The organism is Shewanella sp. Arc9-LZ, assembly GCF_010092445.1.
Classification (GTDB): domain Bacteria; phylum Pseudomonadota; class Gammaproteobacteria; order Enterobacterales; family Shewanellaceae; genus Shewanella.
The window spans coordinates 4,129,741-4,142,561 of record NZ_CP048031.1 but is presented as its reverse complement, the minus strand read 5'-3'; the positions used below and the strand labels follow the sequence as shown (position 1 = coordinate 4,142,561).

13 protein-coding genes are annotated in these 12,821 nt (G+C 40.9%); 10 read left to right on the top strand and 3 right to left on the bottom strand.

Annotated elements, in window-relative coordinates; genetic code table 11:
- The first annotated feature begins 67 nt into the window (after window positions 1–67).
- Both dnaB and alr read left to right on the top strand, forming a co-directional pair.
- On the top strand, window positions 68–1,474 hold the full coding sequence (gene dnaB, locus GUY17_RS17785; RefSeq protein ID WP_101085206.1) for a replicative DNA helicase: 1,407 nt from the start codon (window positions 68–70) through the stop codon (window positions 1,472–1,474).
- Between the two features lie 145 nt (window positions 1,475–1,619).
- Window positions 1,620–2,738 (top strand): alanine racemase, encoded by a 1,119-nt coding sequence (alr, locus tag GUY17_RS17780; protein ID WP_101085207.1) that lies wholly within the window; start codon window positions 1,620–1,622, stop codon window positions 2,736–2,738.
- 167 nt (window positions 2,739–2,905) lie between these two features.
- Here the strand turns inward: alr and GUY17_RS17775 are convergent, their stop codons facing one another.
- Window positions 2,906–3,373 carry a chemotaxis protein CheX gene (locus GUY17_RS17775; protein WP_101085209.1) on the bottom strand — a complete coding sequence of 156 codons (468 nt, stop codon included), beginning with the start codon at window positions 3,371–3,373 and terminating at the stop codon, window positions 2,906–2,908.
- Window positions 3,374–4,071: 698 nt separating this feature from the next.
- Between GUY17_RS17775 and GUY17_RS17770 the strand changes: the two genes are divergently transcribed.
- The 5 genes from GUY17_RS17770 to GUY17_RS17750 all read left to right on the top strand — a co-directional run bounded on the left by GUY17_RS17770 (window position 4,072) and on the right by GUY17_RS17750 (window position 8,131).
- The gene (locus GUY17_RS17770) at window positions 4,072–4,473 is read left to right on the top strand and encodes a cupin domain-containing protein (protein WP_162023881.1); all 402 of its coding nucleotides are present in this window, start codon (window positions 4,072–4,074) and stop codon (window positions 4,471–4,473) included.
- Between the two features lie 223 nt (window positions 4,474–4,696).
- The gene (locus tag GUY17_RS17765; RefSeq protein WP_368039259.1) at window positions 4,697–5,152 is read left to right on the top strand and encodes a hypothetical protein; all 456 of its coding nucleotides are present in this window, start codon (window positions 4,697–4,699) and stop codon (window positions 5,150–5,152) included.
- 508 nt (window positions 5,153–5,660) lie between these two features.
- Window positions 5,661–6,710, top strand: a complete 1,050-nt coding sequence (dusA, locus tag GUY17_RS17760) for a tRNA dihydrouridine(20/20a) synthase DusA (protein ID WP_162023880.1) — start codon at window positions 5,661–5,663, stop codon at window positions 6,708–6,710.
- A 733-nt stretch (window positions 6,711–7,443) separates the two neighbouring features.
- On the top strand, window positions 7,444–7,749 hold the full coding sequence (locus tag GUY17_RS17755; protein WP_059744650.1) for a hypothetical protein: 306 nt from the start codon (window positions 7,444–7,446) through the stop codon (window positions 7,747–7,749).
- A gap of 181 nt (window positions 7,750–7,930) precedes the next feature.
- Window positions 7,931–8,131 carry a PspC domain-containing protein gene (locus tag GUY17_RS17750; protein WP_011638776.1) on the top strand — a complete coding sequence of 67 codons (201 nt, stop codon included), beginning with the start codon at window positions 7,931–7,933 and terminating at the stop codon, window positions 8,129–8,131.
- Window positions 8,132–8,203: 72 nt separating this feature from the next.
- On the opposite strand, the gene GUY17_RS17745 is transcribed toward GUY17_RS17750, so the two are convergent.
- Entirely contained in the window at window positions 8,204–8,941 is a 738-nt protein-coding gene (locus tag GUY17_RS17745) for an enoyl-CoA hydratase-related protein (protein WP_101085214.1), read from the bottom strand.
- 35 nt (window positions 8,942–8,976) lie between these two features.
- Here GUY17_RS17745 and GUY17_RS17740 point away from each other — a divergent pair, with 35 nt between their 5' ends.
- From GUY17_RS17740 to GUY17_RS17730, 3 genes are read left to right on the top strand one after another with little or no spacing between them, the layout of a single operon-like run.
- Window positions 8,977–9,465, top strand: a complete 489-nt coding sequence (locus GUY17_RS17740; RefSeq protein ID WP_162023879.1) for a copper chaperone PCu(A)C — start codon at window positions 8,977–8,979, stop codon at window positions 9,463–9,465.
- Between the two features lie 12 nt (window positions 9,466–9,477).
- Window positions 9,478–10,449, top strand: coding sequence for a DUF2333 family protein (locus tag GUY17_RS17735; RefSeq protein ID WP_101085216.1), 972 nt, complete (start codon window positions 9,478–9,480; stop codon window positions 10,447–10,449).
- Window positions 10,450–10,451: 2 nt separating this feature from the next.
- Window positions 10,452–11,186, top strand: a complete 735-nt coding sequence (locus GUY17_RS17730) for a TIGR04219 family outer membrane beta-barrel protein (RefSeq protein WP_101085217.1) — start codon at window positions 10,452–10,454, stop codon at window positions 11,184–11,186.
- A 118-nt stretch (window positions 11,187–11,304) separates the two neighbouring features.
- On the opposite strand, the gene tolC is transcribed toward GUY17_RS17730, so the two are convergent.
- On the bottom strand, window positions 11,305–12,600 hold the full coding sequence (gene tolC, locus GUY17_RS17725; protein WP_162023878.1) for an outer membrane channel protein TolC: 1,296 nt from the start codon (window positions 12,598–12,600) through the stop codon (window positions 11,305–11,307).
- Window positions 12,601–12,821 lie beyond the last annotated feature (221 nt).

Sequence of the window (12,821 nt, the reverse complement as noted above, 5' to 3'; positions counted from 1 at the left end):
CGGCAAATTAAGCTAGACCACGGTGTTATACCATATTTTATAAAGTCGTTGGAAATTGGGAGTGTTAATGTCACAGCAAGGTGCTTTTAAAGCAAGAAACAGGCAAAGAGATGTAGAAGTTAATGCATTAAAATTGCCTCCTCATTCAATAGAAGCAGAACAATCCGTTTTAGGTGGATTGATGCTAGATGCTGAAGCGTGGGATCGTGTTTCTGAAGCGGTTGTGCCAGAAGATTTTTATTCTCGTTCTCATCGAATGATTTTCACGGCTATGCAACGTTTAATGGAATCGGGCCAACCGCTGGATTTAATTACCGTATCCGAACAGCTCGAAATTGAAGATCAATTAGACGATGCTGGCGGCTTTGCTTACTTAGGCGAAATTGCCAAAAATACCCCCAGCGCCGGTAATATTCTATCTTACGCAGACATTGTGCGTGAACGTGCCGTAGTACGTGACATGATTGCCGTTGCCCACGAAATTGCCGATGCGGGTTATAACCCAGAAGGCCGTGATTCAAGTGCATTATTAGACTTGGCTGAAACCAAAGTCTTTAAAATCGCAGAAATGCGTACCAATGCCAATGAAGGCCCGGAAAACATTAAAAGCATTCTTGAAAAAACCGTCGATAGAATTGAGCAGCTTTATAACAATCCCCATAACGGTGTGACAGGTGTTTCAAGTGGTTTTAATGATTTAGATAAAATGACCGCAGGTTTTCAGTCTGGCGACTTAATTATTGTAGCCGCGCGTCCTTCTATGGGTAAAACCACCTTCGCGATGAACTTGTGTGAACAAGCCGCCATGAATGAAGACAAGCCAGTACTTATTTTCAGTCTCGAGATGCCGTCAGAACAGATTATGATGCGTATGTTAGCCTCGCTTGGCCGTGTAGACCAAACCAAAATTCGTACAGGTCAATTAGACGATGAAGATTGGGCGCGCGTGTCTTCAACCATGGGTATCATGCTTGAACAAGGTAAAATGTACATCGATGATGGCTCAGGATTAACCCCAACCGAAGTGCGCAGTCGTGCCAGACGTATTGCGCGTGAGCATGGCGGTTTATCAATGATCATGATCGATTACCTGCAATTAATGCAGGTACCGTCGTTAAAAGATAATCGTACCTTAGAAATTTCAGAGATCTCTCGTTCATTAAAAGCCTTAGCCAAAGAATTAGAAGTACCTGTTATTGCATTGTCGCAGCTTAACCGCTCGCTAGAGCAACGAGCCGATAAACGCCCAATTAACTCTGACTTACGTGAATCGGGTGCGATTGAGCAGGATGCCGATTTAATTATGTTCATCTATCGCGACGAAGTGTATAACGACAGCTCTGAAGATAAAGGCACCGCAGAAATCATTATCGGTAAGCAACGTAACGGACCTATTGGTCGTATTCGTCTGGTATTCCAAGGTCAATTCTCTCGCTTTGATAACTATGCTGGGCCGCAATTTGAAGAAGATTAATCATTGATTAGACTGTATTTGTGTTTTTAGTATCGTTATTTATGATATTAGTTTATCTCTGTTAATGAGGTTGCATTCATGGCCCTAAACCTCTTAACAGACAGCAAGCCGCGCCATGTTATTTATTGTTAATTAAGGCAACCTATTGAAACCTTTTCCTCGTGCAGAAATCAGTCGTTACGCATTGCAAAGTAACTTGGCACAATTGCGCCTTATTGCGCCCAATAGCAAAATTATGGCAGTGGTTAAAGCCAATGGTTATGGCCATGGGTTATTAAATGTGGCTGAAAGTGTCGGCTTATTAAATTATGTAGAAAGTGTCGGCAAGTATCATGGCGGCGCAGATGGGTTTGGTTTGGCAAGGCTTGAAGAAGCATTGCAACTCAGAGAAGGCGGCGTAAAAGGTAAGCTTTTATTATTAGAGGGTTTTTTCCGTCAGTCAGATTTACCCACACTAGTTAGTCATAATATCGATACTGTGGTTCATCATGAATCGCAATTGCAAATGCTTGAAACTATCACGCTAGATAAGCCTGTCACCGTATGGATAAAAATTGATACTGGCATGCATCGTATTGGCTTTAGTCTTGAGCAGTTCGACAGTATTTATCAGCGTTTGCTGGCTTGTCCGCAAGTGGCTAAGCCGATTCATTTAATGACTCACTTTGCCTGCGCCGACGAACCCGATAATATCCTTACTCAAACGCAAATGAATGCCTTTGAGCAATTGATTAGTGGCTTAGAAGGCGATCGCACCTTAGCAAATTCTGCAGGTACCTTATTTTGGCCAACAAGCCAAGCCGACTGGATAAGACCCGGCATTGCGCTTTATGGTGTATCTCCGGTAGTAGGTGATAGGGGCGTTAATCATCGATTAATTCCGGCGATGGAATTAGTATCCAATCTGATAGCTGTGCGCGAACATAAAGCCGGCGATAGTGTCGGCTACGGTGCAACTTGGACCGCTAAAAAAGACACTCGCTTAGGGGTTGTTGCCATTGGTTATGGTGATGGTTACCCACGTAATGCCCCAGAAGGCACACCGGTATGGATTAACGGCCGCCGAGTACCGATAGTTGGTCGAGTGTCTATGGACATGTTAACCGTAGACCTAGGTGCCGATGCACAAGATAACGTCGGCGATAGTGTTCAGCTGTGGGGTAAAGCGCTTGCAGTAGAAGAAGTGGCCGAACACATTGGTACCATTGCTTATGAATTAGTCACTAAGCTTACGCCACGAGTGTTGGTTGAACTGCTCGATTGAGCATGAGATTGATATAAACAATGCCCAATACGTAGATAACGTGTTGGGCATTGTTGTTTTAGATACTGTTGTTTTAGGTCTGTAGTTTTGAGGCTCTGTTGTTTTTAAGAATTGGGTGCCAGCGTTAGATTCAGTTTTTCACTTTGGTGTTAACTTCTAATGTTTGATTAAGAATCCTCAAAGCAAATTTCAATAAAAGCGTTACCGAATTCGTGGCTAAAAGGCATCATGATTTTTTTACCGCGCGCTTTATGAGAAATAGTATGGTTTTTACCAGACACCACAGCCGGTGTTGCCATATCAAAGTCGTAACCTTTTTCGCTGAGTAAGTTTTTGGCACCGCCAGTCACCATGTTAGTTATTTCACCCACTAAATCAGTTACTTCATCATTAATAACCCCCGGTTTTTCACCAAGCATTTTATTCATAATTTCAAGGATAAGTGATTGCTCAAAAGTAATCGACAGCGAACCGCGAGTTTTAGGACCCACCATACCAATCAAGCCAGATACGTCACCTTTTGCAAGGTCATGGTTTTTTAATTGAGGTTTACCAGGCTTAAGATCCATTGTTGCCATGGTAGAGATTACATTGATTAAAGACACAAGAAATGGGTTGATGAATTCAACGTTCATAGGCAAAGCAATCCTTCTACATTTTAAAGGGTGGCATAGTATATAGAGAGGGCATAAAGAGTGCGTAACGCTACACGGCCCTATCATTATAGTAGCTGACTAACACAAATACTGACTATATCAGCAAAGTGAAATACAGGTTTAAGCTTAGAGCACAAAAAGGAAATTGATAGTGGCATTAACGGTAAAAATATTTTTATACAGTTAATTCATGTAACAAAAATCTAGAATGAGCCATTAATTTACTATGGTCGGTCTAACGCTACAAGGGCTGAGCTGAGCATCAATTGATTGCGCTACTGACTAAGGTGGTTTCTAGTTGGAGCTAATATTGATTACCCATGCACTTAAAAGTAATTAACGCGACAGCGAAGACTGCAAACGTTGATTATCCAATGATGATAAATTCGGTTAATACCACATCAAAGCGAGGCTCACCAACGGATAAGCACAGCAATAGTTATGTTCGTGCGCTTCTTTTCCATTATACCGATGTTGGATAGTTCATTATGTTAAGTCGCTGACTGTAATTGTAATGATTCAGCTTGGAATTTCTATTAGCTAGTTCATGTTTTTAACGCTGTGTTGGCTACCTGAAAAGCTAAGATGATTTAATCGCTTTACATCAATAAGATGGCAAATGTAGGATAAATCAATAACGCAATGACTAAACGTCATGTATCACAAGGATCGAGCAAGTGTCGGAATCTGTAGCAATCACAATAAATGATCAATTTTCACGAGTTGATTTTCTGAAACATAGAACGCCAGAAACCACTAATGAACAAGCAAAAAATGCTTTTGCGCTATTATCTGAATATAGAGACGGTGGAATATATATCGCTCATTATTCCGGTTTTAGTGAGTGGGAGAAACACCCAAAAGGTGATGAGTTCGTTCAGATTTTAGGTGGAGAAACGACATTAGTCCTTCTAGTTGATAACGTAGAGCAACGTTACCCTTTATCGACGGGGCAAATGTTGGTTATCCCCCAAGATGTTTGGCACCGTTTTGAATCACCAGAAGGTGTTAAAATTATGACAATAACACCGCAACCAACAGAGCATAGTATCGAGAAGCCAAACGGAACATACAAATAACGATAGGTCGGCTGAAGCCGTATTAAGTACCCATTAGCGCGAGCAGCCCGATTCGGTTAAGCAAAAATGCTGTCGTGAAAAGTGCCGTTGTGAAAGGTAGTAAGAAGATAAACCTTGGATTACTCTGCACATTTAAACTTTAAGCTATTGTTTTAGATTGTTTTTTAATTTCATGAGAAATCATATCGTTGTACAATAAAAATAACTAAATAAGAGGTGTTCTATGGATGGAAAATCATTAATCGTTATTTTAATAATGGTGTCAGCTTCAGCTTCTGCAGAAGTCTATAAGTGTGCAGATGGTAAGTATCAAGCAGACCCGTGCGACGACCAAAGCGAACTGTTAGATTTAAGTAATGTAGGCAGCGTGGTTGCACCATCGAGAGGTTACCCTGAAAGCCTAACTAACGAGACCATAGATGCAAGGCAGCTGGATAGTGCTGTTAATGCGCGTGATAAAAAAGCTGAAATCGCTCAATACTTACGTAAACAAAAAATTGAACGTGACATTAGAAACCTCGAAAAAGAAAGGAAAAAAGCGTTCAAAGATCGTGATGATAAAATCGATCAATTGCGTACCACTGGTAAGCGAGCTAACAATAATTTAGTGGCAGCAAAGTCTAGCGCAAGAAATGACCGCAGTTATGCAACAGGGCAGTACAGAAGTCGAATCAATTGATCGTCAAATATCTGCACTTAGGTCTGAATTAAAACAACTGTAAACCAAATAAACTAATCAATAACCGTGGCTGCCAATAGCGAGTCTCTCTTTACGCGAATTAAGTAACGCTACTGACGTGTATTATCAGCTTTATCACGTTTATGAATGCTATAAGACACCATAATTTGGGTTCCCCACTTTCATTTGCCCAATGCATTATGGTTCCCCTGGCCTCTAAAAACGTGTAAAAACGTCTTAAAATGTGTGAAAAACTCAAAAACGTGAGAGGTGTTAATTCAGTGAATACAACGTCAAAGCTAGCCATACCAACGTATACACTCTATCGCACCGTGATCTTTCCCTAAATCAGTAGACACTTGCTTCTCGATGATGGGTTAATGATATAATTAGCCATTACTTAGGGCAGCCCAGTTGTTTTAGCCTAATTTATGACTTTTTTACTGGCTCCTTGTGCAACAACGATTACCCAAAATGCAGCTAAAAAGGTGCATCAATACCGCAAACTATGAGTATAAAGAATTCAGTGAATACAACACCAAAGCTAGTCATACCAACAGATACGCTTGATCGCACCTTTTCCATAGCGCCGATGCTGGATTGGACTGACCGCCACTATCGTTACTTTGCACGCCTTATGTCGAGCAAAGCCTTGTTGTATACCGAGATGATCACCACGGGTGCTATATTACAAGGTAAGGGCGACTATTTAGCTTATAACGAGCAAGAGCATCCTGTAGCGTTACAGTTGGGTGGCTCTAACGCTGTGGATTTAGCGGCGTGTGCCAAATTGGCTGCTGAGCGCGGTTATGATGAAGTGAACCTCAATGTAGGGTGTCCGTCTGATAGAGTGCAGAATGGCCGCTTTGGTGCGTGTTTAATGGCTGAACCTGCGTTAGTAGCGCAATGTGTTGATGCGATGAAGCAGGTAACCGATATGCCGATCACGGTAAAAACCCGTATTGGGATTGATGAGCAAGACAGTTATCAGTTTTTAACGGATTTTATTGAAACCGTGAGCGCTCAAGGTTGTAGTGCATTTACTATTCATGCGCGTAAAGCCTGGTTACAAGGGTTAAGCCCGAAAGAAAACCGTGAAATTCCGCCGCTAGATTATGATCGGGTTTACCAGTTAAAGCGTGATTATCCACACTTGAACATCAGCATTAACGGTGGCATTAAAACCCTTGAAGAATCTAAGCTGCATCTAACCCAGCTAGATGGAGTGATGGTGGGGCGTGAAGCTTATCAAAACCCCTATATATTGGCGCAAGTTGATCAGCAATTGTGTGGACTCGATACCGTGGTGATTACTCGTCAGCAAGTGATTGAGCAAATGTTGCCGTATATTGAGGCTCATTTAGCCCAAGGCGGTCGGTTAAACCACATTACTCGTCATATGATTGGTTTATTTCAAGGATTGCCGGGTTCACGTGGCTGGCGTCGTCATTTAAGTGAGAATGCTCATAAGCCTAATGCTGATATTGGGGTAGTGCTTAAAGCCGCTGAGTTTGTTGATGCCGAAGCATTGGCCAGTGACGAATCGACTTTGATATAACACTTTATATTAATAGGTTATATCGAGAAGTTATATCGCGAGGTATTTCAATAGAATACGTTGTCAAATAAACGCCCAGACGGTTATATTAACAATAGCCGTTAGCATATCAAAAGCGTCTTTTATTAGGCGCTTTTTGATTTTTAACTCGCTTGTAAAATCAGCTCGAGAATCCATAAAGCCTGCTAGACAAAAGTGGCCAAGACAATTACCTATGATAAGACCTAGAAAGACTAGACCGTCACTGACTATTGTCAGTAACTATTGTCACGAATCCAGTTACTAAACCTGTCACTCACGCAATCATTTTCTCAATTATTAACTCATCCATTATCTCAATCATTAACTCTGTCAGCGTAACCATCACATTCATCAACTATTAATCTCGCCGTTAATTTAACCTCTACTTCAGCCACTCATCTAAGCACTTACTTCGCTGTAGCTTTTCGGTGGGTGGTAATATTGGGCTATTTCTGACGACGTTTTAGTCTTGCTAAGATGCTTAATAAAAATCACTGGTCATTTTCACTAACTATATGGTTAATTTTACTACCTGTTGGTTTTTTGCTCACGACTTTAGTTCAGTTATATAAACTATAATTAATTTATTTGGTTTACAAATTAAGTGGTTAGAGTGGTTTTTGAAAGTTGGCACGCAGCTTGTAATACCTATTGTGTAATCAACTAGACGGGTGTTTAGTTGCCATTAACCAACACAAGAAAGGATGCCATTATGTCTACATTAACTTCAACCAACGTGATTCGCCGTAGTGTTCAACTATCAATTGCTGCAGCATTATTGGTTACCGCCAGTGTTTCGGCACAAGCAGATGAAATTTCAATCTCTAATACAGTCGCTGCGCTAGAACAGAATATGACGCAAGCGAGCCAAGAGATGATTTCAAATGTGAAGCAAGAGTTAATGCTGTCGTTGCAAACTCAAATTGCTGAACAAGTTTTTGAAATTAATTCAGCTTTAGAGTTTGCTAGCTTTGAACAACCACAAGTGAGTACCGCTGTAGCTGCTGAGAATAAGTAATGGATGGGGCGATGAATATAGGCTTGGTGCTGCCATTAATGTCGTTATTGTTATTGCCAGTTATCAGTTTTGCATTGTGTGCGATGTTAGTCAGCTGGCTGTTTTGGCCAAGCATTAATGACCAAGCTTAATCTTAACTCATTGCTTTTAGAATAAACCTTATTAAGTACGAGAGGATAATATGAACCGTTTAATCAATAGATTACAAGATGAAACTCGAATTGTATGTGGCGTATCTGCGAAGTTAGCAAAACAATATGGCTGGTCATTACTTTGGACTCGTATTGTGACAGTAGGATTAGTGCTAACCAATCCAAGTATTAGTTTACTTGCGTACTTTGTGATTGCAGTGGTGATGAGTCAAAAAACATCTCGATTTTAAGGCTTGCCCAGTAATGAGTAAGCGGGGGAAGTTTAATTACCCCGCAGATAGGTTATGCATTGATGTATGTGGTTATTTTTTTAAGAAAGCTTGGAAGCGTTGTTTTGCTTCGTTACTTTGTAAGCGTTCAGCAAACTCAACTAATTCTAATTTCATCTGAGCTTTAACTTCTGCCTGGTTATGACGTAAAAGCCGTTTTGATGCTTGCATAGATAATGGTGGCAGAGCTGCCAATTTTTTTGCTTGCGCTAGACTGAAGCTAATGAGCTCGTCTTGCGCAACCACGCGGTTAATAATGGTTAATTTTTCAGCCGTCTCTGCATCAAAGGCTTCGCCCAGTAAAATCAGTTCAGCCGCTTTTTGTTGGCCAACAATTAAGGGTAACAAGATGCTTGAGGCTGCTTCTGGTACTAGCGCTAAATTGACAAATGGCATTTGGAATTTAGCCTGATTGTCGGCGTACACTAAGTCGCAATGCAATAGTAGAGTTGTTCCTATTCCCACAGCCGCTCCGGTTACCGCTGCAACCACAGGCTTTTTAAGATCTAACAAACAAAACAAGAATTTAACGGTTGGATGATTGTCATCTAAGGCACCACTTTGCAGAAAATCGACGATATCATTGCCAGAGGTAAAACAGTTTTCGGTACCATGGAACAGAAAGGCACGAATATCATTGTCGGCTTCACCTTGGATCAGGTATTCTGTGAATTGCTGATACATTTCTAGATTAAAGGCATTGCGCTTTTCTGGACGATTAAAACTGATGATACGCACGCCTTGATCATCTCTTACCTGAATATGACTCATTCGTAGCTTCCTGTTGTGAACGCGAGTGGGATTACATGGAGTTTAAGACATTGAAAGCAATATTCAAACATCTGTTTAACTTTTTAGTGTTATCATCAATATCATTCGCCGCCACTGCTAACGTTGTCCTGGTCGATGGACATGTTAGAGCTATGCCTGCGAGTGTGCCTAATACCGCCGCTTATTTTACGTTAGAAAATCATGACAACAGCGATGTTAAGTTAGTTGAAGTGAAGACCAGTGCGGCAAAAGTAGCGCAGTTACATACAATTTTAGAAGAAGATGGCATGGTTAAAATGCGTCAAGTCGAAGGGTTTACTATACCGTCTCACGGTTCGTTAACACTTCAACCTACTGGCGACCATGTGATGTTGTTGTCGTTAACCGCGCCATTGGTTATTGATGATAAAGTGCCTTTAGAATTAATTTTTGAAGATGGTCAGCATCTTATGATTGAGCTTACAGTGCTTAAACAGACCGCGGCTCAACATGATGAACATGTCGAGCATCATCACCATCATTAAGGAGCAATATTGATGCAAGTAACAAGGAATAAAATTTTAGCCGTTGTTGGTGTGCTGGGTTTAGTACTTTACTTTGTTAGCGTGTGGTGGAGCGTTGAGCCAGATCCCATTAAGCCGGTCTCGTCGCAAACTGATAACGGTAAGTTAATTGTGGGTTATGCCACAACGACTGCATTAATTGATACCATGGAAACCTTGCTGGATAAACCAGGTGGTTGGCTATCTAATGATATTATGCCTCCGTCGGTAATGATGGATAACATGCCTGCATTTGAATTTGGTGCATTAGAGCAAGTGCGTGATTTAGCACTGACTATGCGTAAAGAGTTTAGTCGTTCGCAGTCGCAGTCGACGGCGGACACTGATTTGTTAGCCGCTCATTCGAAGTTAAACATTGGTCATACTAGTTGGTTAGTGCCAAGTGCTGAAGGTGAGTATCGTGATGCGATCAAATTATTGAAACTTTACCGTGCTAAAATCAATGACGCTGATAACAATAATGCTCAGTTTTATGCTCGTGCAGATAATCTCAATGAATGGTTGAAAGAAGTTCAGAAACGCTTAGGCAGTATGTCGCAACACTTATCTGCCAGTGTGGGCCAAGAACGCTTAAATACTGATTTAGCAGGTGATAAGTCTGCGCGTCAATCTACACCTGGTTTATCGAGTAATGAAATTAAAACCAGCTGGTGGAAAATTGATGATGTATTTTATGAAAGCCGTGGTTCAGCCTGGGCATTATTGAATTTTATGCGGGCTATTGAAGTTGATTTTGCCGATGTGTTAGAAAAGAAAAACGCTGAGGTCAGTTTACGTCAAATTATTCGTGAACTTGAAGCAACTCAGCAAACAGTTTGGAGCCCTTTGGTTCTTAATGGAAATGGTTTTGGTTTAGTGGCTAATCACTCGTTGGTGATGGCTAATTATATTTCGCGTGCAAATGCCGCGGTAATTGATTTAACTAATTTACTCTCACAAGGATAATGATGAAAAAGACTCTTCTTGCCACAGCTGTAGTGGGCCTTTTAAGTGTGTCATCGGCTCATGCGGCAACTGTATTGGGTTTTAAAGTAGGCGCCGATTATTGGCAGGCAGACACCACAAATGCATTTAATGATGATAGTGGTGTTGCTCACAGCTTTAATGATGATTCTTCACAAGGTAGTGTGTGGATTGCTGTTGAGCATCCATTGCCGTTTGTGCCTAATGTTAAAATTCGTGAAAACCGTCTTGAGTCGAGCACGAGTCTTGCTAATGCCGACTTTAACTTTAACGGTCACAATTTTACTGGCGAAACCTCAGTGACTAATGACTTAAGTAATACTGACTTTGTATTGTATTACGAAATTCTTGATAACGACTTAGTGTCTGTTGATTTAGGTGCGGCATACAAGTTAATGAGTGGTTCATTACGTGTTGCTGATGCAGGTCACCCAGAAGAGGTGGATATCGATAGCGGTATCGTGATGGGATACGCCAGTGCACAAGTCGGCATGATTGGTTTAGGTTTGTTTGGCTTTGCTGATGTAATGATCGGTGTAGATGAATCTAATGTATATGACTATGGTGCAGGTTTAGGATGGCAGTTTGACGGATTAGCTGTCGATACTTCTATCCGTGTTGGTTACCGCGAGTTCAATTTTGATGTAAGCAACTTCTCTGGTGTTTCTCAGAATACTGACTTTAGTGGTGCATTTGCTGGTGTTGAATTAGTTTTCTAATTCGGTATCGAGCTTAACGATTATATAAATAATTGTAATGCCTATAAAAAAACCGCCAATTGGCGGTTTTTTTGTGGGAGCTTATTTTTGTGTAAGCTTAGTGCTTAGTGCTTAGTGCTTATTGAGCAATAAGTCCGCTGTTAATCGAGATAACATCATCTTCATTCAACGTACCCGCAGCCTGTTTAAGCGCTAATATAGAGTTAATATAACCATAACGAGCTTCAGATAGTTGACGCTTTGAATCATATAAGTCACGTGTACGGTTTAGCACATCAACAATTGTACGCGTACCCACTTCAAAACCAGCTTGGGTTGCTTTTAGCGCGCTTTCAGATGAAATAACTGATTGCTCATACGCTTTGATTGAACTGATAGACGCATTCACGTTGTTAAAGTTATTACGCACGTTTTTGGTAACGCTACGATGAGTTTGCTCTAATTTCTCGCTAGCTTCCACATATCGGAATTGCGCTTGCTTCACTTGAGAGGTGACTTTAAAGCCTTCAAAAATTGGAATGCTTAACGTGATACCAACATTGCTGTTGTCATAATCTGGACCAGGCGTTTGATCAACGCCTTTGTTGTAACCAGCATTGAAGTTCAATGAAGGCATATGGCCAGCTTTGTACAATTTAATGGTTTCATTGGCGATATCTTTAGCGATACGTTGAGTCATTAAATCGATACTATTGGTTTCGGCCATTTTTAACCAAGCAGCAGACGATGCTGGGGCAGGTGTAACGGCTGAAAAACGGTTAGTATCAAGAATATCAATTGATTTATGATCTATACCAGTAATTTCACGTAATGTTTCGTAGCTATTGTCTAGGGTATTTTGAGCCAAAATTTCTAATGCTGATGCTAAGTCATATTGTGCTTGAGCTTCATGTACATCAGTAATTGCGGTTAGGCCGACTGCAAAACGTTGCTTAGTTTGTTCAAGCTGACGTTCAATGGCGGCTTTTTCTGCACCTTGGAACTCGTAGTTATCTTTAGCCGTTAATACGTCAAAGTACGCTTTAGTTACGCGAGTGATTAACGATTGTAATGACGATGCATAAGTTGAGTCGGCTTGAGATGCTGCCATTTCAGCAAGATCTAAACCAACCCATGCACTATGATCGTATATAACTTGAGTTAAGCTAACACCACCCGTTAAACCGTCGGTGTCTGCTAAAGGATCGTTCCACGCTTTGGCATAACCAACGTTTGCGCTGATGGTTGGTAATAACGGTGCACGGTTTTCTTGAATACTCTCGTATAACGCATCACGTTGTGCTTTGGCTTGTAAAACGATAGGGTCGCTAGTGAGTGCTTGCTGATATATTTGAAGTAAATCGTCAGCTTGTACTGCTGGTGCTGCAATAGCAAATGCTAATGCTGCGTATAATGAACCAATTTTGAATTTCATTTGCTGCCCTTTTTAGACAATTCCTCGGTAATTTGAGGTGTTGATTAACTTATAATTTGGTCATGCTCTTGGTTAAGTGAATGATTTATCATCATTTAATCTTAACTCGGCAATCAGTGTTAACTCACTTGCTTAATGAATATGCACAATAATTTACAGATGATAGCGTCGTTCAATGTCGACATTTCATTGTTGATTACATATTGCTCACAATATATCGA

Bases quoted from the DNA above. Each gene is read 5' to 3' on its own strand.
- GUY17_RS17765 (WP_368039259.1), top strand. From the start codon at position 4,697: ATGGATGGAAAATCATTAATCGTTATTTTAATAATGGTGTCAGCTTCA.
- dnaB (WP_101085206.1), top strand. From the start codon at position 68: ATGTCACAGCAAGGTGCTTTTAAAGCAAGAAACAGGCAAAGAGATGTA.
- GUY17_RS17745 (WP_101085214.1), bottom strand. From the start codon at position 8,941: ATGAGTCATATTCAGGTAAGAGATGATCAAGGCGTGCGTATCATCAGT.
- dusA (WP_162023880.1), top strand. From the start codon at position 5,661: ATGAGTATAAAGAATTCAGTGAATACAACACCAAAGCTAGTCATACCA.
- GUY17_RS17755 (WP_059744650.1), top strand. From the start codon at position 7,444: ATGTCTACATTAACTTCAACCAACGTGATTCGCCGTAGTGTTCAACTA.
- GUY17_RS17775 (WP_101085209.1), bottom strand. From the start codon at position 3,373: ATGAACGTTGAATTCATCAACCCATTTCTTGTGTCTTTAATCAATGTA.
- GUY17_RS17735 (WP_101085216.1), top strand. From the start codon at position 9,478: ATGCAAGTAACAAGGAATAAAATTTTAGCCGTTGTTGGTGTGCTGGGT.
- GUY17_RS17730 (WP_101085217.1), top strand. From the start codon at position 10,452: ATGAAAAAGACTCTTCTTGCCACAGCTGTAGTGGGCCTTTTAAGTGTG.
- GUY17_RS17750 (WP_011638776.1), top strand. From the start codon at position 7,931: ATGAACCGTTTAATCAATAGATTACAAGATGAAACTCGAATTGTATGT.
- GUY17_RS17740 (WP_162023879.1), top strand. From the start codon at position 8,977: ATGGAGTTTAAGACATTGAAAGCAATATTCAAACATCTGTTTAACTTT.
- tolC (WP_162023878.1), bottom strand. From the start codon at position 12,600: ATGAAATTCAAAATTGGTTCATTATACGCAGCATTAGCATTTGCTATT.